Source organism: Pseudonocardia endophytica, from assembly GCF_004339565.1.
GTDB classification, from domain to species: Bacteria; Actinomycetota; Actinomycetes; order Mycobacteriales; family Pseudonocardiaceae; genus Pseudonocardia; species Pseudonocardia endophytica.
In genome coordinates, this window is the sequence record NZ_SMFZ01000002.1 from 2,113,960 (window position 1) to 2,134,345 (window position 20,386).

A 20,386-nucleotide genomic window follows, 5' to 3' on the forward strand; every position below is an offset into this window, starting at 1 on the left:
GCCGGTCGAGTGGCGTGTCGTGGCGCCGCGAGACGACCAGTGACCGCTGTCCGGCGACGGTCTGCCGGGTGACCGTGCTCCTCTCCGTCGCCGGTCGAGCGCGCTCCGTGCTCCTACCCTCACGGAGCGGGATTGTCGAGACTGCCGGGCAGGCCCGGCCCCGGCCTAGCCTGACGGGATGGTCAGTTCCCTGCGTCGTACCGAACCGGTGGTCGGGGTGGGGCCCGGTCCGCTCTCCTGCGCGGACGTGGTCGCCGTCGCGCGGCACGGCGCCCACGTCGAGCTGACCGCGGAGGCCGAGCAGCGGATCACGGCCGGACGGGCGGTCGTCGACGAGCTCGCCCACCGTCCGGACCCGCACTACGGCGTGTCCACCGGCATCGGGGCGCTGGCCACCACGCGGGTCGGCGCCGCGGACCGGACGCGGATGCAGCAGAGCATCCTGCGCTCGCACGCGGCGGGCGCCGGAGCGGACGTCGAACCCGAGGTCGTGCGGGCGATGATGGCGCTGCGGCTGTCCACACTGGCCACCGGCCACACCGGCGTGCGGGTCTCGACGGCGCGGGCCTACGCCGCTCTGCTCAACTCCGGGATCGTCCCGTGCGTGCCGGAGTTCGGCTCGCTCGGCTGCTCGGGGGACCTGGCGCCGCTCTCGCACTGCGCGCTCGTGCTGACCGGGGAGGGCGTCGTCCGGGACGCCGCAGGCGTGCGCGGACCGGCCGGCCCGGCGCTGGCGGCGGCCGGGCTCACGCCCGTCGTCCCGGTGGAGAAGGAGGGCCTGGCGCTGGTCAACGGCACCGACGGGATGCTCGGCATGGTCATGCTCGCCTGCGCCGACCTGGACCTGCTGCTCCGTTCCGCCGACGTCACCGCCGCGATGAGCGTGGAGGCGCTGCTGGGCACCGACGCGGCGTTCGCGGCCGACCTGCAGGCGCTGCGGCCGCACCCCGGCCAGGCCGCGTCGGCGGGAGCGCTCCGGTCGCTGCTGGCCGGGTCGGCGATCGTGCAGAGCCACAGTGGACCGTCGGACACCCGGGTGCAGGACGCGTACTGCCTGCGCTGCGTCCCGGCCGTGCACGGCGCCGCCCGGGACACGCTCGACCACGCCGTCGTCGTCGCCGAGCGGGAGGCGGCGTCCGCAGTGGACAACCCGGTGGTCACACCGGACGGGCAGGTCCGCAGCTCCGGCAACTTCCACGGTGCCCCGCTCGCCTACGTGCTGGACTTCCTCGCGATCGCCGCCGCGGACGTCGCCGGGATGGCCGAACGCCGCACCGACCGCATGCTCGACCCGGCCCGCAGCCACGGCCTCCCCGCGTTCCTGGCCTCCGAGCCGGGGGTCGACTCCGGCGTGATGATCGCCCACTACACGCAGGCCGCGCTCGTCGGAGAACTACGTCGCCTCGCCGTCCCGGCGTCGGTGGAGTCCATCCCGACGAGCGCGATGCAGGAGGACCACGTCTCGTTCGGCTGGTCGGCCGCGCGCAAGCTGCGCCAGGCGCTGGACGGGCTCGCGACCGTGCTCGGCGTCGAGCTGCTGGTCTCGGCGCGGGCGCTGGACCTGCGTGCACCGCTCACGCCGGCCTCGGCCACCGGAGCCGTGCGCGACCGCCTGCGGGCCGACGTCGCGGGGCCGGGGCCGGACCGGTTCCTCGCACCCGAGGTCGAGGCCGCGACGGCGCTCGTGCGGGCCGGTCAGGTCGTCGCCGCGGCGGGCCCGGCCGTCGCGTGAGGGATCAGTAGGTGCCCTTGACGACGAAGAAGCTGCCGCGGATGGTCCCGGCCAGCTTCGAGCGCTGGCGGGCGAACCTGAACCGTGACTCCAGCTCGTCGGGCACCGGCATGCCGTCGGACAGCTTGAACCCGACGGCCCGCTTCCCGCCGTCCTCCAGGGCGTACATCAGGTTGATCACCAGACCGGACTCGTAGAACACGTAGTCGAAGCGGGTCCCGTCGACGACGAACGTGGTCGCCTCGAGCGGGCGGGCCGCGATCTCGAGACCCCGCTCCTCGGACAGCACCCGCGTGACCCGGTCGACGGGCTCCGTCGCCTCGGCCGCCGGGTCGACCGTGAACTCGTGGTCGAACTTGTTCTTGAAGTAGCGGGCCTCGTTGGCGCGCAGGCCCGCCAGCGCGTCCGGGAACGGGGACGACTCCAGCCCTGCGGTGGAGACGGTGGTGAAGTCGACGGCCTGCGGCATGGGGGCCAGCGTACGACTCGACAAGAATTTCTCCGGGAGATGTCGAACAGTCCGGCGCCCGTTCGTGGTCTGAGTAGAGACCGGCACACACGGGCCGGTCGACAACCACCACCGGAGGTCACCATGTCCACCACCACCCACACCGCCGCCACCACGACCGTCACCGCGCCGTCGGTCGGCTCGCTCCTGCGCGGCGGGATCGGGGCCACCGTCGCCGCCGCGGCCGCCACCGCCGTCGTCGCCGCCGCGGGACACGCCGCCGGGATCAGCCTGGACATGTCCGGCGCCCCGATCCCTGTGTCCGGCTTCGCCGTGCTGACCGGCATCTTCTCGGTCGTCGGGCTGCTGATCGCGCTGGTGCTGCGACGGTTCGCCGGCAGCCCGCGCACGGCGTGGATCCGCACCACCGTGGTGCTCACGGCGCTGTCGCTGGTGCCCGACGTGCTCGCCGACGCCGCCACGTCGACGAAGGCGCTGCTGATGGTCACGCACCTGGTCGCCGCCGCGATCGTGATCCCCGCCGTCGCCCGCCGCCTGCGGTCCTGACCCGGACGACACCGGACCGGAACGGAGGAGGAGACGACGATGCTGTACTTCATGGCCGTCCAGCACGACGGCAGCCCCCAGCCCACCGACGACGAGCTGCAGGTCATGTTCGACCGGGTCGGACGGGTCAACGACGAGATGCAGTCGGCCGGGATCTGGGTCTTCGCCGGCGGGCTGGGACCGCCGGACGACTCGACCGTGGTCCGGGTGACCGACGGCCGGACCACGATCACCGACGGGCCGTTCGCCGAGACGAAGGAACAGCTGGGCGGGTTCTGGGTGATCCGCGTGCCGGACCTCGACGCGGCGCTGGCCTGGGCCGGCAAGTGCACCGAGGCCTGCGGCGCCCCGGTCGAGGTGCGCCCGTTCGACGAGGCGTCCCAGGACTGACCGGTCATGGACCTCGACAGCGTCTACCGGGCCGAGTACGGCCGGTGCGTCGCCACCCTGACCCGCGTCCTCGGCGACATCGGCCTCGCGGAGGAGGCCGTGCAGGACGCGTTCGCGGTGGCGATGCAGCGCTGGGAGGTGCTGCCGCCCAACCCCGGCGCCTGGATCGTCACCACCGCCCGGAACCGGGCGATCGACCGCCTGCGCCGCGAGTCGACCCGCGAGGCCCGCCACGCCGAGGCCTTGCTGCTGCACACACCGGACGAGCCGGAGGAGGTGGGACCGGTGCGCGACGACCAGCTACGACTGATCTTCACCTGCTGTCACCCGGCACTCGCGCCGCTGGCGCAGACCGCGCTGACGCTGCGCCTGCTCGGCGGGCTCGAGGTGCCGGAGATCGCCAGGGCCTACCTCGTGCCGGAGGCGACGATCTCGCAGCGCATCGTGCGGGCCAAGAAGAAGATCCGGGACACCGCCATCCCGTACCGGGTGCCCGGCGAGGCCGAGCTGCCCGACCGGCTGCCACCGGTGCTGACGGTGCTCTACCTGATCTTCAACGAGGGCTACGCCGCGACCACCGGCCCCTTGCTGCGCACCGACCTGTCCACCGAGGCGGTGCGCCTGACCAGGGCGCTCGCCGACCTGATGCCGGACGAGCCCGAGGTGCTCGGGCTGCTCGCCCTGATGCTGCTCACCGAGGCGCGCCGCCCGGCGCGGGTGGGACCGTCCGGTGAGCTGGTCCGGCTGTCCGACCAGGACCGTGCACTGTGGAACCGGGAGATGATCGACGAGGGCCACGAGCTCGTGCGGCGGTGCCTGCGGCGCAACCGGCCCGGCCCGTACCAGATCCAGGCGGCGATCGGCGCCGTGCACACCGACGGCGACGCCACCGACTGGGCCCAGGTGCTCGCGCTCTACGACCAGCTGCTGCGCATCGAGGCGACCCCGGTCGTCGTGCTCAACCGGGCGGTCGCCGTCGCCGAGGTCCACGGACCCGGGCGCGCCCTCGACGAGATCGCCGGTCTCGACCTGCCTGGCTACCACCTGCTCCCCGCCACCCGCGCCGACCTCCTCGTCCGCCTGGACCGGCCCGACGAGGCCCGCGCCGCCTACGACGACGCCATCGCACTGACCACCAACGACACCGAACGGGCGTTCCTGCAGTCCCGACGCTCGAGGATCACAGGGGGATCATCATGACCGCGACCTACACGTTCGACGTCTTCTCCAGCCTCGACGGCTACGGCTCCTACGGAGGCGACGGCGACTGGGGCGGCTACTGGGGCAAACAGGGCCCCGAGCTGCTGGAGCACCGCCTGCGCTCGTTCGACGCCGAGCACCGGATGGTCTTCGGCTCCACCACGTTCCGGGGGTTCGTGGACATGCTCGCCGCCAGCTCGGAGGGCGACGACGTGCGCGACCCGTGGGTGAGCCGGATGCGCGGCATGCCCACGACGGTCGTGTCGTCCACGCTGGACGGACCGTTCGACTGGCCGGACGCGACGGTCGCGCGCGGCGACGCCGTCGACGTCGTCCGCAGGCTGAAGGCCGAGTCCGACGTGCCGCTGCGCTCGCACGGCAGCCTGTCGCTGAACTGGGCTCTGATGGCCGCGGGCCTCGTCGACCGCCTCCAGGTGACGGTGTTCCCGGTGGTCACCGGCCGGACCGGGGAGGACCCGATCTTCGGCGGCGCCGACGACTTCGACCTGGAGCTGCTCGAACAGCGCACGCTCGACGGCAACACCCAGGAGCTCGTCTACCGGCCCACGCTGCACGCTGTCGGCTGATCCGCGGCCGGGCGTCACTCCGTCCGAAGTCGGACGCGGCTCCGACTTCGGACGCCGGAGCCGTGGTCCGCCGATCGATCCGGGCGGCCGGGTGGCGTTCCTAGCGTCCGGTCCATGTTCACCACGACCCGACCGACCACGCCCCCGACGGACACCGCAGCGGCCCGCGCACCCGGCTGGGGCGAGATCGTCGCCGGCCTGGTCCTGATGGGCGTCGCGCTGTACCGGCTGCCCCCGGTGATCCGGGACAACGCGGCCGCGCTCGGCCACTGGGCCGACGTCGCGCTACTCGCGCTGCCCGCGGTCGCCGCGTTCAGCGGGTTCTTCGCCGCCGCACGGCCCCGGATCCGCACGCTGCCCGCGATCGGGATACGCGGAGCGTCACCCGGTGCGCTGCTCGCCGGCGTCGGGCTGGGCGTCGTCGCACTCGCGGCGACGATCGGGATCACCGCGGGGCTGGAGAGCCTCGGCGTCCCGGCCGCCGGCGCGCGCCCGGACACGACGGTCCTGGGTCTGGTCGTGCTCGGCCTCGCCATCCCGGTCGCGCAGGAGCTGCTGCTGCGCGGCGTCGTGACCACCGCCCTGCTGCGCCACGGCGCGGTCGCCGGGATCCTCGGCAGCACCGTGCTCAGCGCCGGCGCGGCCCTGCTGGTCTGGATGTTCCTGCCGACCGCGTCGGTCGGTGTGGTGTCCGCGGCCGTGATCGGCTTCCTTGCCGCGATCCTGCTGCGGCGCACCGGGTCCGTCTGGCCCGGCGTCCTCGCCCACGTGGTCTGCAACGGGCTCGCCCTCGCCATGGTGGTGCTGTCGTGAGGCGGCTGCTTGCCGCGGGTGTCCTGGCGCTGTCGGTCGCGACGCTCACCGGATGCACGACCGCGGCCGCCGGGCCCGCCGCCGTCGTCGCCACCGACACCCGCGCTGTCACCCACGCCGAGAACGGCCGCGTCCCGGAGGGCGCGAGCTGGACCCAGCACTACTTCCCGTCGGCGCCCGGCGTGGAGCTGCACGCCGACGTCCTGCTGCCCGAGAACCTGCCGGGAGGCGCGAAGGTCCCGCTCGTGCTGTCCGCGGGGTCCTACTTCGGCCACTCCGGCCAGCTGGCGGTCGACGGCTTCGCGCACACCGGCCCGTCGCAGCGTTTCGACGACCTGACCGGCGAGGGTCGCCTGCTGGAGCGGGGCTACGGCCTGGTCATGGTCGACGTGCGCGGGTTCGGCGGCTCCAGCGGCTGCACCGAGATGCTCGGCGGGGCGGCCGACCAGGCGGACGTGACGGCGTCGCTGAACTGGGCCGCCGCCCAGCCATGGTCCACCGGGTCGATCGGCATGTACGGCAAGTCGCTCGACGGCGTTACCGCACTCGTCGGGAACAACCTCAGGCACCCGGCGCTCAAGGCCGTGATCGCGCAGGAGCCGATCTGGGACATCCAGCGGAACATGCGCTCCGGCGGCGTGCCGCGGTCGACGACGAACTCCGTCGCGACGATCTACAACACGATCGCCACGCAGCCGCAGATGCCCGACGACGACCCGCGCTACCGGGCTAACGCCGCGTACGACGGCCCGACGGGACCGCACCCGGAGTGCTCGATCCTGAACACGGCGACGTACACGGAACCGAACCCGGCGGCGGACGCCTGGAAGGTCCGCAACCTGGCTGAGCGGGCGAAGGGAACGACGACGCCGCTGTTCGTCACCCAGGGCTTCCTGGAATGGAACACCGACGCCGAGGGCATGCAGGAGTTCCTCACGAACCACGAAGGTCCGCAGCGGGCCTGGCTGGGGCAGTGGGACCACAAGCGCGGCGGTGAACGTACCGCCGACGGGCGCCTGGAGCTGGGGCGCGAGGGCTGGTTCGACGAGGTGTTCTCGTTCTACGACCAGTACCTCAAGGGCGTCGCGCCCCCGACGAGGTATCCCGCCGTCGCCGTCGAGGACAGCACCGGCGCCTGGCGCTCCGAGGGCCGCTGGCCGCGGGCCGACCGCACCGCGACCGTGCCGTTGGCGGGCGGGTCCTACACCGACGACGGCGCGACGTCGTCGTACACGCAGCGCTCGCAGCCCGTGGCGCGACCGACCCGCCTGACCAGCACACCGCGCGTCGCGCTCACGACGCAGGGGACCGGCAACGTGATGGTGCGGCTGCACGACGTCGCGCCGGACGGGAAGGCGGTCATGGTCAACCAGCAGGTGTCCGCGCTGCGGCCGGGCAGCACCTCGCTCCAGCTGAGGTCGACGGACTGGACGCTGCGGGAGGGGCACTCGCTCGCCGTCGAGATCGGGACGATCCAGCCGGGCATACCGATGACGAACGACTGGCTGCCGACGATCTCCGGGCAGAAGGTCACCGTCCAGGGTGGACGCCTGGACCTCGCCCTGGACGACCCGGCGAAGGACGCCCGCCTGCCGGGGACACCCGCGCCGTGGGGGGCGCTCTACCGGGCGAGCCAGGCGTCGGCGCCGCCTCCGGGGGCTGCCGGCTTCACGCTGGGCTGACGCCGTCGGTGCCCAGCGCCGGCTCTTCCGCCGTGGTCCGGATCCCGGGCCGCGGCGGAGACGGTCCCCGCACCGCGTCGACGACGCCGGATGGATTGCGCTGTGCAACAATCCCGTCGTGACCCGGCGGCGTGGCGACTACGGAGTAGACGCGCCCTACGTGCCCGGCGTCTTCGCGGCGGTCGGGCTCGTCGGCGTCGTGCTGGGGATCGTGCTCGGGGACTGGGGTTTCCTTGTCCCCGGCGTGCTGTTCTTGGGGTTCGCCGCGAGCTACCTCTACACCACCCGTCGCGGCAAGTTCGCCGTGTGGTCGGACGTTCTGGACGGCCTCGACCTGCGGGGTGACGAGCGCCTGCTCGACGTCGGCTGCGGGCGCGGAGCCGTGTTGCTGCTCGCGGCCGAGCGCCTGCCGACCGGCCGCGCCGTCGGTGTGGACCTGTGGCGCAGCGCCGACCAGTCCGGCAACGCCGAGGAGGCGACCCGCGCCAACGCCGAGGCGGAGGGGGTGGCCGACCGGATCGAGCTGCACACCGGCGACATGACCTCGCTCCCGTTCGCCGACGGCGAGTTCTCCGTGGTCGTGTCCAGTCTCGCCGTCCACAACATCCCGTCGGCGGACGGACGGCAGGCCGCGATGGACGAGATCGTGCGCGTTCTCGCGCCGGGAGGACGGCTGGCTGTGGCGGACTTCCGGCACACCGGCGACTACGCCGCGCGGCTCACCGAGCGTGGGCTCGCGCCGCAGCGCCGGGGCATGGGCTGGCGGTTCTGGTACGGCGGTCCGTGGGCGGGCACGAGCCTGGTGACGGCGACCCGGCCGGGCTGACTCCCGGGGACCGTGTCCCAGGGGCCGGGTCACGCCGTCATCGCGACGACGCCGAACAGGATGCCCTGGATCAGGCCCGGTGACGGTCGGGCCGAATCCCGCTGCGACGACGGCGGCGCCGATCCCGAAGCAGCCGATGCCGATCACCACCCACGACAGCAGCGTCACGCCGGCCACGGCCGTCCAGGTGTCGCGCGGGGAGTGCGTGCGGACGAGCGGTGCGGGAGCGGTCATCGTCGGACCTCCGGTACGGCCGCTCTGCGCCGTAGGGCTTGAATGCTCTGCCCGGCAGAGTGACGGGAGGGCGTCCGCATGCCGGAGCAGGCTCGTGGCCGGTCGGAGCCGAGCGCGTCCGAGGCCGCCCGCACGCTGGACGAGCTGGACGCGATCGGCGCCCGGACCAGCCGGTTCGCCCGGGCCGGGTTCTCCGCGGTACCGCTGACCCTGTGGGGTGTCGCGTGGATGGCTGGGGCGCGGCGACGGTCGGGGTGGGGCTCGTGCGGATGCGGGCCGTCCGGTGAAGGGGCCGGAGCCGCCGGTGCCGGACGAGATCGCGGAGCTGCTGCGGAGCCCGTTCGACGCCGTGCTCACCGACCCGGTCCGGCTCCGCCTGCAGGCCGCCCTGAACGGGCTGCCGGACGGCGCGTCGATCACGTTCACGGCGCTGCGCCGCACGCTCGGGCTGAGCGACGGCAACCTCGGGGCCCACCTGGCCGTCCTCGTCGACTCCGGGTACGCCGCCACGACCGAGTCGTGGCGGGGCAAGCGCCGCACGACCCGCTACGCGACGACGCCGCTGGGGCGCGGTGCGTTCGCCACGCACGTCACGGCCCTGCAGGCCGTCATCGACGCGGCGGGGCCGCCGGACGGGCCTGAGTCGCATCAGGCGGCGTTCGGGCCCTTCGTCGCGCGCTGGGCCAGCACCTTCCCGTCGGAGAAGCGGACGCCGTCGGCGCAGCGGGCCTCGACGGCGCCACCGCCGAACTGCTCGGCGTAGAGCTGGGCGTAGAGGCCGCCGCGGTCGAGCAACTCGTCGTGCGTCCCGTGTTCCACGAGCCGGCCCCCGTCCAGGGCGAAGATCACGTCCGCGGACAGGATCGTGGACAGCCGGTGCGCGATGGCGATCGTGGTGCGCCCGGCCATCACGGTCTCCAGCGCCTGCTGCACGAGACGTTCGCTCGTCGTGTCCAATGCGGACGTCGCCTCGTCGAGCACGAGGATGCGCGGGTCGGACAGGATCACGCGGGCGATCGCGACGCGCTGCTTCTCCCCGCCGGACAGCCGGTAGCCGCGTTCGCCGACCATCGTGTCGTAGCCGTCCGGCAGGGACCCGATGTGTTCGGCGATGTTCGCCGCCCGGGCTGCCGCGCGCAGCTGCTCGTCGGTGGCGTCCGGTGCGGCGTAGCGCAGGTTGTCGGCGATCGTGGCGTGGAACAGGTAGCTCTCCTGCGTCACCATCCCGACCAGGTCGGGCAGCGACCCGAGGGTCAGGTCGCGGACGTCGTTCCCGTCGAGCAGCACGGCGCCGGCGTCGACATCGTAGAGCCGGGGGACCAGAGAGGACAGCGTGGTCTTTCCCGCACCGCTGGGTCCGACGACGGCGGCGAGCTGACCGGGTGCGATCCGCAACGACAGGTCCTCGATCGCCCACGGGCCGGGTTCGGCGCCCGCGTCCTCGCCCGGGTAGCGGAACCACACGTCGCGGAACTCGACCTCCCCGCGGGCCTCGGTCCTGCTCAGTGGCCGGGCGGCGGGGGAGTCGCGCAGCTGCGGGACGAGGTCGAGGTACTCGAAGATCCGCCGGAACAGGGCCAGCGACGTCTGCACGTCCAGCGACACCCGCAGCAGGTTGACGATCGGGAACAGCAGCCGCGTCTGCAGCGTGGTGAACGCGACCAGCGTCCCCGCGGACAGCCCCGCGCCGCCGCCGGACGCCAGCAGACCCGCGACGAGGTAGACGACGGCCGGGATGAGCGCGAAGAAGCCCGTCACCACGGCGAAGAACGACTGCCCGCTCATCGTCTGCCGCACCTGGAGCTCGGTCTGGCGCCGGTTCTCCTCGCGGTACCGGGCGATCTCGTGGTCCTGCCTGCCGAACACCTTGGCCAGCAGCACCCCGGACACGGACAGCGTCTCCTGGGTGATCGCGCTCATGTCCGACAGCGACGACTGCGTGCTCGACGCGATCCGGCGCCGGACCCGCCCGACCCGCACCTGCAGCGCGACGAAGACCGGCAGCAGCACGAACGCGACCAGCGACAGCTGCCAGGACAGCGCCAGCATCGCGACGACCGACGCCACGACCGTCACCACGTTGCCCAGGATCGACGACGCGGTGTCGGTCACGACCGACTGGACGCCGCCGACGTCGTTGTCCAGACGGGACTGGATCGACCCCGTGCGCGTCGAGGTGAAGAACCCGAGGTGCATGCGCTGCAGGTGCTCGAACAGCCTGTCCCGCAACGACTGCATGACCTCGTTGCCGAGCATGGTGGTCAGGTAGGTCTGCCCGATCCCGATCGTCGCGGACACGACCGCGATCGCGATCATGGCGCCGACCAGCCACGCCAGCAGGCCCACGCGCGGACCACCCGGGACGAACAGCGCGTCGTCGAACACACGCTGGGTCAGGAACGGGGTGAGGACGCCGAGCGCCGACGTCGTCAGGATCGCCAGCGCGATCAGCAGGAGGCGGCCCTTGTACGGCGCGAACAGCGCCATCGCCCGCCGTCCGGTGGTGTCCGGCGCCTCGCCGGGCGCCTCCGCCGTTGCCGCCGTCGCCATCGTGCACCCCCCGATCCGACGCACAGTGTGCTCCTCGACGGACCTCTGCGCGGCGGGCACCGGTTGTCTAGTGGTGCAGGCTCCAGTCGGCGTCGCCGTCGGTGACGGTGCCGTCGGAGTAGGCGGCGGTGACCGGGTCGGGCCAGTGCCCCCCGGGGAACGTGCCGTCGTCGACGGCCTCGCCGTGCAGGGCGGTCATCTGCTGGGCTGCGACCGCGAGCACGGCGGTCAGCGTGGTGACGGCGCTGATCACGGCGAACGTGTCGACGCTGATGCTCGCGAGCAGCCCGGCGAGTCCGACCGGGGCGCCGACGCCGGTGGCGATGGCGGCGAGCGCGGCGACGAGGCTCGCGACGAACTGGACGACCACGACGCCGAGAGCGACGTAGAACGCGACCCCGGCGGTGGCGCAGAACGTGAGAGCACCGCTGATCTCGTCCGCGAGCGTGGACAGGCGGTCGACGGCGTCCCGCTGGGGTCCGGTGGCGCGGGTGTAGGCGTCGCCCGCGCGGCCGGACCAGGTGTAGGCGGCGGGCATGAGGTCCGGGTCGAGCGCGCCGGTGACGCCGGTGGTCGTGCCGCGGAGGTCCTGCCAGCGGTGCGCGTACTCGTAGAACCAGATCGGTGCCGCGGCGCCGACGAGCAGCTGGTGGAGGGTGTCGAGGGTCTCGGTGACGAGCTCGACGGCCTCGACTGCGGCCCGGACGAGGAAGTCGCGCACCGGCGGGGAGAAGACGATGCGGGTGAGCACCTCGTCGACGGCGGTGGGGATCTCGGAGGCGTAGCGCGCGATGTCGTCGACGCCGCGGCGGATCTCGTCGATGACCCGCTCGGTGGCGACCGCGTCGTCGGACATGTCAGTACAGGTTGCGGAAGCGGTGCTCGTTGGCGGCTTCCTCGCGGTCGTAGGTGTCGGCGACGTCGCGCAGTGTCGTGGCGACGCGCGTCATGGCCGGAGCGGCCTCTTGGGCGCGTCCGGCGATCTGGGCCTGGGCGAGCCGGTAGGTGGAGGTGAGCATCGCGAAGACGCCGGCCTCGAGCCCGCTCATCCCGAGGTCGGTGGCCCGCGCGGCGGTCTCGCGCAGGACCGTGGCCTGCTGGTCCCAGCGCTCGGCCTCGGCGCGCAGCGTGTTCGTGGCGACCCGGACCTGGTCGGGGGTCGGGACGCTCACCGTGCCGTCCTCGCGAGGTGCCTCAGCAGGGCCACCGCGTCCTCCCCGATGCCGCGGAGCACCCTCTGCCGGATCCGGTTCGGCGGCGCGGACGTCTCGCTCCTCGCGGGCCTGCCGGATCGCCTCCGCGACAGCCGTGGCGAGGCGGGCGGCGCTCCGGTCGGCGACCCACCGGGCGTCGGCGGTACATCCGCGCACGCCATCGGGACCGATCGTGACGCCCATGCGTCCGGTCGTGTCGCGTCCGGCGCACTCGATGGTCGCCGGCGGGGCCGACGTGGCGTGGTGGAGCCTGCGTTGCAGGTCCTCCACGGTCGTCACGGTGCCCGACCCCGCCGACGGCTCGTCCGGAGTGGAGCGTGCCAGTGGATGACGGACGAGACGGTCGCCCCACTCGTCGAGCCGGGCGAACTGCGCGTTCCGGCAGGCGGCCGTCACCGCAGCGCCGAACGCGTCCGGGCCCACCCGTCGCGGCCAGTCGGCGGCGACCCGGACGGCCGTCGGAAGACCCGTGGCGTCGAGGGTGACGGCGACGGCGCAGGTGGGGTCGGCTCCCTCGCAGGCTGGCGGCATGAGTGCGGTCGCGGCGGCGGCCCTCGCCGCGGCCTGCGCCGCCCGGTCGTGGAGCCGTCGCAGCGAGGCCGTCACCGTGTCCGATGTGGTCACGACCGGCCCGCCGGCGCCGGTGTCCTGGTGAGCAGGCAGTACGTGAACATCACCGTGAACATCAGCGCGAACAGCATCAGCAGGTCGGTGCCGGTGATCAGGCCGAGCAGCAGCCACGCCGTCACCGCGCCGAGCGCCCACCCGGTGGCGACGACGACCCGTCGGGCGACCCGCGCCCGTCGCAGACCGATCACGAGGGCGACCACGATGACCACGGTGGCCACCGCGCTCACCGTGACCGAACCCGTCCTGGGCAGGATCTGGGGCGGGACACCGCGTCCGACCGCCCACGTCGCCGTCGACAGGCCCAGCATGACGGCCGCGATCAGCCCGAACACGAGATCACCGTGCCGGCGCGCCGGTGTCGTGCGTGTCGGCCCGCTCATCGCACCTCTCCCGGAGACGGCATCCGCTCCGTGACGACTATGCAGGAAAGCCCACGTCCCCGGGCCTGTTCGGCCGAATCCGCTCGCCAGGGACCGTCAGCAGCCGGGGTCAGTCGGCCGGGCCCGCGGCCAGGGTCACGGTCGTCGTGTGGCGGGCGCCCGAGGCGTCGAGCCATCCCACCGAGATGTGCTCGCCCACCTGCCGGTCGGCCAGCGCGGCGGAGAGCCCGTCGGAGCTCGCGACCGACGTCCCGCCGGCCGAGACGATCGTGTCGCCCGCGGTCAGCCCGGCCGCCGCGGCGGGCGACGAGCTCACGACCCCGGAGATCACCGCCCCTGTCGCGCCGGTGCCCGTACCGGACGCGGCGATCTCGAGGCCGAGGAACGCCGGATAGCCCTGGTGGATCGTGGGGCTCTGCTCGCCCGAGGTGATGCGCTGGGCGGCACCCGCGGACGACGACGGTGCACGCTGCGTGAACGACGCGGCTCAGGCTCACGGAGCCGATCAGCCGGCTTGCGATCGCGGCTCGGCCGCGGTGACCGACGACGAGTAGCTCGGCGTCGGCGGAGAGGCGTTCGAGCACGCCGCCAGCGGTCCGTCGTACACCTCGACGGTCGCGTTCGGGTTGGCCGCGTTCCGTGCGCTGCGCTCTGCGGTCACCGCGTCCACGAACCGGGTGGTCCAAGGATTCGGCACCACGTCCGACGCCTCACCGCGCTGACAAGCGCTGTCACGGCGAGTTCGGCCGCTGCGGGAGGTGCTGCCGGTCGAGGCGGCACTCGGCGAGCAGGGCGGTGATGGTGATCCGTCGTGAGCGGCCGAAGCGGCGTGGAGTCGTCCGCCGGTCGGGTGGGTGCCGCGGTACCGGACGTTGTCACGCGCGCTGCCGTAGCCAGTCGGCCATCCCGAACAGTGCGGCGTCGTGGTCCCGTCGTCCGATCACCTGGAGCCCGACCGGCATGCCGTCCTGCTCGTAGACCGGCAGCGAGAGCGCCGGTGCGCCGAGCACGGTGGCCGCCACGGTCAACGCCGCGTCGCCGGTCGCGGCCAGACCGCGGGGCGCCGGGCCCGGAGCAGCCAGCGTCACGGCGAGGTCGCCTTCGCCGATCGCCTTCGTGTACGCGGTGCGCGCGGTACGACGCCATTCCAGCAACGAGCGGTAGCCGTCCCGCCCGACCGCGGCGGCCGTCTGCATGCGTTCGGTGAGCGTCTCGCTCAGGCTCCCCGGGTAGCGGGCGGCGATCTGCTCGAGCGGCCACAGCGACTCGATGTTGATCAAGGTGCGGGCCCGGTCGAGTGCCCCGCGGAGCGCCAGTTCCAGTTCGGCCACGGCCGGGTCGTTGCGGCGGTGCCGGATCCGGACACCGGCACGGGCCACGGTATCGAGGGTCCGGGCGAACCGTTCGCCGGCCACGTCGGACACGGCCGCCCACCCGTCCGTCTCGAGGTGCACGACCGCGGACGGAGCTGTCGCCGGGGTCGGCCGCATGTCGCCCGTCAGACCGGCGGCACCGGGGTCACCACCGACCCTGGCGGCGATCTCCCACGCCGTGCACCACAGGTCCGGAAGGCTCGCGGCGAGGACGCCGATCACGCTCTGGCTCTGGGTGTCGTGACTGCCACCGCGGTTGATGGACCCGACGCTGGGCTTGTAGCCGAAGACGCCGCAGAAGCTCGACGGGCGCAGAATCGACCCGATCGCCTGCGTGCCCAGCGCAGCCGGGATTATCCCCGCCCCGGTCGCGGCCGCGGAGCCGGAACTGGACCCGCCCGGCGTGCGGTCCAGGTCGTGTGGGTTGCGGGTGGGCGCGGGATGGGTCATCGCGAACTCCGTCGTGGCCGTCTTGCCCACGACCACGGCACCCGCGCGCCGGAGCCCCGCCGTCGCCGCGGCGTCGACCGGCGGACGGTGGTCGGCGAGGACGCCGATGCCCAGACCGGTGGGCAGGTCCGCGGTTCCGATGACGTCCTTGATACCGACCGGCATGCCGTCCACGGTGGACAGTGGTTGGCCGGAGCGCCATCGCCGTGTGGCGTCGTCGGCGGCGGCCCGCGCCGCCGCCAGGTCCAGCGCCGCGAACGCCTGCAGCGCCGGTTCCCACCGCTGCAGCCGCTCCAGGGATCGTTCCAGGAAGTCCCGTGGGGTGTCCCGGCCGGCGCGGAAACCGGGTACCGCGGCCTGGAACCCGACCAGCTCGGGGCGGGGGGTGCCGGTCACGAGACCATCCCCGCGCGACCCGCCGGGCCGTCGGCGTGAGCACGGGTACGCGTGCGGTGCAGCTCGTCGCGCACATGGCGGGCCACCTCGTCGACGAACTCCCGGGTGCCGACGTGGGCCTGGTGGGGCCCGACCAGCGAGGCGAGGTCGCGGGTCATGCACCCGGACTCGATCGCGCCCGCGGTGACGCGCTCGACGAGCTCTGCGAAGTCGCCGACCTGCGGCGCGTCGTCGAGCAGCGCCCGCTGCGCCAGTGCCCGGCTCCAGGCCAGGATCGTCGCGGTGGGGTTGGTCGACGGGTCCTCGCCCGCGACCCACCGCCGATGGTGCCGGGCGATCGTGCCGTGGGCGGCCTCGGTGAGCAGCACCCGGCCACCCTCACCCAGCAACGCCGAGGTCATCAGGCCCGGTGACCCGAAACCCTGGGCGACGACGTCGCTCTGCACGTCGCCGTCATAGTTCTTGCAGGCCCACAGGAACCCGCCGCCGGACTTCAGCGCCGAGGCGGCCATGTCGTCGATGAGCCGGTGCTCGTAGGCCAGGCCCGCGGCCGCGAACCGGTCGGCGAACTCGTCCTCGAAGACGGTGCGGAAGGTGTCCCGGAACGCGCCGTCGTAGGAACGCAGGACGGTGTCCTTGGTCGAGAGGTAGACGGGCAGTCCGCGGGTCAGGCCGTGGGCGAAGCAGGCCCGGGCGAACTCGCGGATGGAGTCGGTGACGTTGTGCATCCCCAGCGCGACACCACCGTCCGCCCCGAATCGGGTGATCTCGTGCTCGACCGCGACACCGCCGTCGTCCGGGACGTAGGTCATCGTGAGCCGACCGGCGCCGGGGACGGCGAAGTCGACCGCCTGGTACTGGTCGCCGTAGGGGTGCCGGGCCATCACGATCGGCTGGGTCCAGCCGGGCACGACCCGTGGGACGGCGCCCAGCACGACCGGCTCCCGGAAGATCACGCCGCGCAGCGTGCGACGGATCGTGCCGTTCGGCGACGGCCACAGCCGGCGTACCTCTCCGGTGCCGAGCCGTTCCGCGGTCGGGGTGATCGTCGCGCACTTCGTCCCGACGCGGGCGTCCCGTACGGCCTCGGCGGCCTCGACGGTGATCCGGTCGGCGGTGCGATCCCGCTCCGGAAGGGACAGGTCGAACGTCACGAGGTCCACGTCGAGGAACGGCAGGACGATGCGGTCGCGGACGAGATCCCACATCACCCGCGCCATCTCGTCGCCGCGCAGCTCGACGACCGGTCGGAGCGTCCCGAGCGGGACGGTCGCGGTCACCGGCCGTTCCCGGCGGCTACGTTCGGGGCATGACTCCGCACGGCAGCCACGAGGTCCTCCCCGCCGAGGTCGCCGACCAGCTGGAGGGCCGGCCGGGGCTCGACGCCCGGGAGCAGGCGTTCCCGCTGCTCACCGCCGACCTCGAGGGCTTCCCGCACGTCGCGCTGCTCTCGCGCACCGAGCTGGACGTCACGCCGGACCGACAGCGCGTGCTGGCGGCGGTGGCGAGCCGCCGCACCGCGAGCAACCTGCTGCGTACCCGGAGAGCGACCCTCGTGACCGTCGGCGGCACGACGGCCCACTACGTGAAGGCCACGCTGACCGGTCACCGCACCGACGGCGAGATCCTCGGCTGCGAGCTCACGCCGGTCGCCGTGCTCGCCGACAGCCTCGGGATCCCGCTGGACCCGATCAGCTTCCGGACCAGCGCGCAGATCGCGCACGTCGAGCACTGGGACCGCACCACAGCGCTGCTGACCAGCCTGGCGTCGACGTTCGGCGAGACCCGGTAGGCCGGGGCGGTCCACCGAACGGGCCCCCGGGCGAGTGCCCGGGTCGCTCGTCCACCGCGGGGCGTCCGCTGCCGGGCGGACGGCCCCGGCTGCGACAAGTCGGGGGCGGAGCGTCATCGCACCGCACCCGTCACTGTCTGGAGGGCCGCCGGGTCGGGCAGGGGGCGACCCTCGATGTGTGCCGCCGCGAGCTCGGCCAGCCGGGGTGCTTCGATCATCGACAGGTGGCGCAGTGCGGGCAGGGTCATCGCCCGCCCTCGCGCGACCCCGTCGGCCACTGCCCGGCCCATCTCCGGTGGCGTGGCGTAGTCCTCCTCTCCGGCGAAGGCCAGGGTCGGAGCCGTGATGCGGTCGAGCAGGGCACGGCCGTCCATCGCGCCAAGTGCTCGGCAGGCGTGCGCATGCGCCTCGGAGCCGGTGCCGACGAAGATCGTCACGACCCGTTGCACCTCGTCCGTGCGCTCTCGGCGGAAGCGTTCGGTGAACCACCGGTCGACCTGGAACGGGACCTGGTCGGCCCGGCTGGTGGCCAGCACGCGGTCGGCACGTTCGTTCCAGGCCGGGACGGCGTCGTCGCCGTACCAGGCGGTGGTGTCGGCGAGGCCGAGGGTCCGCACCCGGTCGGGGTGCCGTCCGGCCGCGTCGATCGCGACGCTGCCGCCCATCGACATTCCGAGCAGGTGCACCTGCGGGAGGCCAAGCCCGTCGAGCAGGGCGATCAGGTCGTCGGCCATGTCTCCGACGTCGAACGGAGCCCCGTCCCACCCGCTGGCGCCATGGCCCCTGGCGTCCGGTGCGATGACATCGTAGCGATTCGCGAGCAGGTCGACGACCGGTTCCCAGACCGCGCCGGAGAGCGCCAGCGGGTGCAGGAGTACGAGCGGGTCGCCGTCGCCACGCCGCCGGTAGGCGATCCGCCCGGCCGGTCCATCCACATGAGACAACGGTGACATGTCAGTTCCTCTCCAGGATGGACAGCACGTTCCCGCCGAGGATGGCGTCCCGGTCGGTCCGGTCGAGCTGGACCGACTCGACGGCTCCGACCGGGTCGGGGTCTCCCAGCGCGAAGGGGTAGTCGGTGCCGAGCAGTACCCGGCCCGGCCCGACGGCCTCCACGAGGAAGCGGATCGCGGCGGGGGACAGGGCCACCGTGTCGTAGTAAAGATCGGCGAGATAGTCCGACGGGCGGTCCCGGTCGATCCGGTACGACGACAGGGCGTCCGCGCGATGCCCGCCATCGAGCCGCCCGCTCTGGAACGGCACCAGCCCGCCGCCGTGCACGGTGATCAGCCGGAGCTTCGGATGGCGGTCCAGGACCCCGGCGAGGATCAGCCGGGCGACCGCGAAGCTGGTGTCGACGAGGCGGCAGTACACGTTGCCGAACGCAGCGCTCCCCGGCAGCGCCCGCGACGGGCCGTCGGCCGACGGGTGGAGCATCACCGGGATCCCGAGCTGCTCGGCTGCGGCCCAGACCGGTTCGAGGCGCGGGTCGCCGAGCGTGTCGCAGTGCGCGGGATCGGTGCTCAGGATCAGGCCGGCCATCCCGGCGCCGACCGCCGTGTCCAGATCGTCGGCGGCATGGTCGGGATCGTGCAGCGCGACGCTGCCCAACACTCCCGCGGCCGCCGCCGCCCCCTCGTCGGCCATCCCAAGCAGTGCGTCGTTGATCCGCCGTGCCCAGCTGCGGGCGTCCGCGGGGGGCATCGCGGCCGTCGGCTGGATGTCCAGCCACGGTGCGACGAGCTGGCGGTCGATCCGCTGCTCGGTCATCGACGCCAGTCGGGGCGCAAGCCCGGACATCCGTGGGCGGATCTGGCGCTCCGGCGCGCCGGGCACGACGATGGCGAAGCCGCCGTCGGTCCGCCACACCTCGATCCCGCCTCCGGCCGGCCGTCGCGCGAGGTCGGCCAGGAAGGTCTCGGGGACCGTGTGGGCGTGGCAGTCGACGACGGGGACGCCGGTCCCCGGTGTCGGCTCGTCGGTCACGTTCGTTCCTCTCGGCTCGTCCCGCCCCTGCGGCGGGCGATGGTCAGGGCTGCACCGGGCGACGACCCGGTGCGGTCGCGGCCCGCCGGATCCCCTCGTGGCGCCGGGCCATCCGGCCTCATCGCCCGTAGAGCGAGTCGATGAAGCCGGACCGGTCGAGCTCGTCGAGGAAGCTGTTGTCGACGTACTTCGAGACGTCCTGCGGTGCGGTGGTGTCCTGCTTGTCCGCCGCGCTCTCGAACGACGCGCGCAACAACTCCTCGTCGACGTACGGCTTCTCGCGCATCAGGCGGCGGAAGAAGTCCCACGCGTAGGTGGCCAGCTCCTGGTCGTCGGTGCCGCTGTGCCGCCGGATGCTCGCGACCGACTCCGCCTCGCGCTGCTTGAGCAGTGAGGTGCACTCGACCTGCGACCGGACGAACGCGGCCACCTCGTCCCGGTTCGTGTCGAGGAAATCCCCGGTCACCGAGTACGCGTTCGCGGCGGCGGGGTAACCGGTGAAGTCGAGGATCTTGTGAAATCCGCGCTCGCCGGTCCTGGTGGCGTTCGGGGGCTGGCTCACGATGGCGTCCACCGCGCCCTGCTCGAGAGCCGTGATCTCGGCGGAGACGGTCTTGAGGTACTGGACCGTGACGCGGCCGGTCAGACCTTCGTCCGCCAGCATCGTGCGCAGTGCAATGTCACTCTGCGAACCCGGTGAGCTGACAGCGACCCGCTTGCCCGCAAGATCGGCGGGCGAGCCGATGTCGGTCGCTCCCCACATCTCGAGGTAGTACCGGTCGATCGGAACGGCGATGTAGCGGACGTCGAGACCCTTGAGCGCCCCGGACGCCATCGCCTCCGCGAGCCCGACGGCGATCTGCACGCTCCCGCTGGACACCGCGGCCAGCATCTGCGAGCTCGAGTTCAGCTGTGTCAGTTCGACATGGATCCCATTCCGGTCGAACACCCCCTCGTCCACGCACGTGTACAGGTCGGAGTACGCGGCACCCTGCTGTGAGTAGCCGACCGTGATCGTGCCGGCCGGTCCCGTCCGGCCCGCGGTCGTGCCGGCCGGTGTCCCGCAGCCCGCGAGCGCGAGTACCGCGGTGAGCACGGCGGCCGCGGCGGTGATCGCCTTCAACGAGTCCTCCTCG

General features: G+C 73.2%; 21 protein-coding genes and 1 pseudogene. 10 read left to right on the forward strand and 12 right to left on the reverse strand.

All coding sequences use genetic code 11. The features are described 5' to 3' along the window. Nucleotides 1-178: 178 nt before the first annotated feature. Entirely contained in the window at nucleotides 179-1,732 is a 1,554-nt protein-coding gene (gene hutH, locus EV378_RS28755) for a histidine ammonia-lyase (protein WP_132430512.1), read from the forward strand. A gap of 4 nt (nucleotides 1,733-1,736) precedes the next feature. Here the strand turns inward: hutH and EV378_RS28760 are convergent, their stop codons facing one another. Beyond that, nucleotides 1,737-2,201, reverse strand: a complete 465-nt coding sequence (locus EV378_RS28760) for a phage tail protein (RefSeq protein ID WP_132430513.1) — start codon at nucleotides 2,199-2,201, stop codon at nucleotides 1,737-1,739. A 123-nt stretch (nucleotides 2,202-2,324) separates the two neighbouring features. On the opposite strand from EV378_RS28760, the gene EV378_RS28765 reads away from it, so the two are divergent. The 8 genes from EV378_RS28765 to EV378_RS28800 all read left to right on the forward strand — a co-directional run bounded on the left by EV378_RS28765 (nucleotide 2,325) and on the right by EV378_RS28800 (nucleotide 9,242). Then, nucleotides 2,325-2,747 carry a DUF6069 family protein gene (locus tag EV378_RS28765; protein ID WP_132430514.1) on the forward strand — a complete coding sequence of 141 codons (423 nt, stop codon included), beginning with the start codon at nucleotides 2,325-2,327 and terminating at the stop codon, nucleotides 2,745-2,747. Nucleotides 2,748-2,786: 39 nt separating this feature from the next. Continuing rightward, nucleotides 2,787-3,137, forward strand: coding sequence for a YciI family protein (locus EV378_RS28770; protein ID WP_132430515.1), 351 nt, complete (start codon nucleotides 2,787-2,789; stop codon nucleotides 3,135-3,137). Between the two features lie 6 nt (nucleotides 3,138-3,143). Next, nucleotides 3,144-4,337: an RNA polymerase sigma factor gene (locus tag EV378_RS28775; protein ID WP_132430516.1), complete on the forward strand. Its 1,194-nt coding sequence runs from the start codon at nucleotides 3,144-3,146 to the stop codon at nucleotides 4,335-4,337. Then, the gene (locus EV378_RS28780; RefSeq protein ID WP_132430517.1) at nucleotides 4,334-4,924 is read left to right on the forward strand and encodes a dihydrofolate reductase family protein; all 591 of its coding nucleotides are present in this window, start codon (nucleotides 4,334-4,336) and stop codon (nucleotides 4,922-4,924) included. Before EV378_RS28775 ends, EV378_RS28780 begins: the two co-directional genes overlap by 4 nt. 114 nt (nucleotides 4,925-5,038) lie before the next feature. Beyond that, nucleotides 5,039-5,737, forward strand: a complete 699-nt coding sequence (locus EV378_RS28785) for a CPBP family intramembrane glutamic endopeptidase (protein ID WP_132430518.1) — start codon at nucleotides 5,039-5,041, stop codon at nucleotides 5,735-5,737. Next, nucleotides 5,734-7,419, forward strand: a complete 1,686-nt coding sequence (locus EV378_RS28790; protein WP_243653814.1) for a CocE/NonD family hydrolase — start codon at nucleotides 5,734-5,736, stop codon at nucleotides 7,417-7,419. Before EV378_RS28785 ends, EV378_RS28790 begins: the two co-directional genes overlap by 4 nt. A gap of 118 nt (nucleotides 7,420-7,537) precedes the next feature. Next, on the forward strand, nucleotides 7,538-8,245 hold the full coding sequence (locus EV378_RS28795; protein WP_132430519.1) for a class I SAM-dependent methyltransferase: 708 nt from the start codon (nucleotides 7,538-7,540) through the stop codon (nucleotides 8,243-8,245). A gap of 538 nt (nucleotides 8,246-8,783) precedes the next feature. Beyond that, on the forward strand, nucleotides 8,784-9,242 hold the full coding sequence (locus EV378_RS28800; protein ID WP_165922524.1) for a transcriptional regulator: 459 nt from the start codon (nucleotides 8,784-8,786) through the stop codon (nucleotides 9,240-9,242). Here the strand turns inward: EV378_RS28800 and EV378_RS28805 are convergent. The 8 genes and pseudogenes from EV378_RS28805 to EV378_RS28840 form a co-directional block, all read right to left on the reverse strand. After that, nucleotides 9,128-11,029, reverse strand: a complete 1,902-nt coding sequence (locus tag EV378_RS28805; protein ID WP_132430521.1) for an ABC transporter ATP-binding protein — start codon at nucleotides 11,027-11,029, stop codon at nucleotides 9,128-9,130. The genes EV378_RS28800 and EV378_RS28805 overlap by 115 nt on opposite strands. A gap of 67 nt (nucleotides 11,030-11,096) precedes the next feature. Continuing rightward, a complete protein-coding gene (locus EV378_RS35615) occupies nucleotides 11,097-11,885 on the reverse strand; it encodes a hypothetical protein (protein WP_165922525.1) in 789 nt (262 codons plus the stop codon). A 1-nt stretch (nucleotide 11,886) separates the two neighbouring features. Further along, nucleotides 11,887-12,867, reverse strand: a complete 981-nt coding sequence (locus EV378_RS28815; RefSeq protein ID WP_132430522.1) for a hypothetical protein — start codon at nucleotides 12,865-12,867, stop codon at nucleotides 11,887-11,889. Then, nucleotides 12,864-13,253, reverse strand: a complete 390-nt coding sequence (locus EV378_RS28820) for a hypothetical protein (protein ID WP_132430523.1) — start codon at nucleotides 13,251-13,253, stop codon at nucleotides 12,864-12,866. The genes EV378_RS28815 and EV378_RS28820 overlap by 4 nt, the downstream gene beginning before the upstream one ends. A 109-nt stretch (nucleotides 13,254-13,362) precedes the next feature. Continuing rightward, complete coding sequence (locus tag EV378_RS28825) at nucleotides 13,363-13,686, reverse strand: PDZ domain-containing protein (RefSeq protein ID WP_132432878.1); 324 nt, start codon at nucleotides 13,684-13,686, stop codon at nucleotides 13,363-13,365. Between the two features lie 79 nt (nucleotides 13,687-13,765). Next, nucleotides 13,766-13,837 (reverse strand): annotated as a pseudogene (locus tag EV378_RS37160) (hypothetical protein); the annotation flags it as partial. Nucleotides 13,838-14,128: 291 nt separating this feature from the next. Continuing rightward, on the reverse strand, nucleotides 14,129-15,472 hold the full coding sequence (locus EV378_RS28835; RefSeq protein WP_132430524.1) for an amidase family protein: 1,344 nt from the start codon (nucleotides 15,470-15,472) through the stop codon (nucleotides 14,129-14,131). Then, on the reverse strand, nucleotides 15,469-16,752 hold the full coding sequence (locus EV378_RS28840; RefSeq protein WP_243653816.1) for an NADP-dependent isocitrate dehydrogenase: 1,284 nt from the start codon (nucleotides 16,750-16,752) through the stop codon (nucleotides 15,469-15,471). Before EV378_RS28840 ends, EV378_RS28835 begins: the two co-directional genes overlap by 4 nt. 29 nt (nucleotides 16,753-16,781) lie before the next feature. Between EV378_RS28840 and EV378_RS28845 the strand changes: the two genes are divergently transcribed. Then, entirely contained in the window at nucleotides 16,782-17,264 is a 483-nt protein-coding gene (locus tag EV378_RS28845; protein ID WP_132430525.1) for a hypothetical protein, read from the forward strand. Between the two features lie 113 nt (nucleotides 17,265-17,377). Here the strand turns inward: EV378_RS28845 and EV378_RS28850 are convergent, their stop codons facing one another. The 3 genes from EV378_RS28850 to EV378_RS28860 form a co-directional block, all read right to left on the reverse strand. Further along, nucleotides 17,378-18,199 (reverse strand): alpha/beta fold hydrolase, encoded by an 822-nt coding sequence (locus tag EV378_RS28850; protein ID WP_243653817.1) that lies wholly within the window; start codon nucleotides 18,197-18,199, stop codon nucleotides 17,378-17,380. 19 nt (nucleotides 18,200-18,218) lie between these two features. Then, nucleotides 18,219-19,250, reverse strand: a complete 1,032-nt coding sequence (locus tag EV378_RS28855) for an amidohydrolase family protein (RefSeq protein WP_132430527.1) — start codon at nucleotides 19,248-19,250, stop codon at nucleotides 18,219-18,221. A 118-nt stretch (nucleotides 19,251-19,368) separates the two neighbouring features. Beyond that, a complete protein-coding gene (locus EV378_RS28860; protein ID WP_132430528.1) occupies nucleotides 19,369-20,373 on the reverse strand; it encodes an ABC transporter substrate-binding protein in 1,005 nt (334 codons plus the stop codon). Nucleotides 20,374-20,386 lie beyond the last annotated feature (13 nt).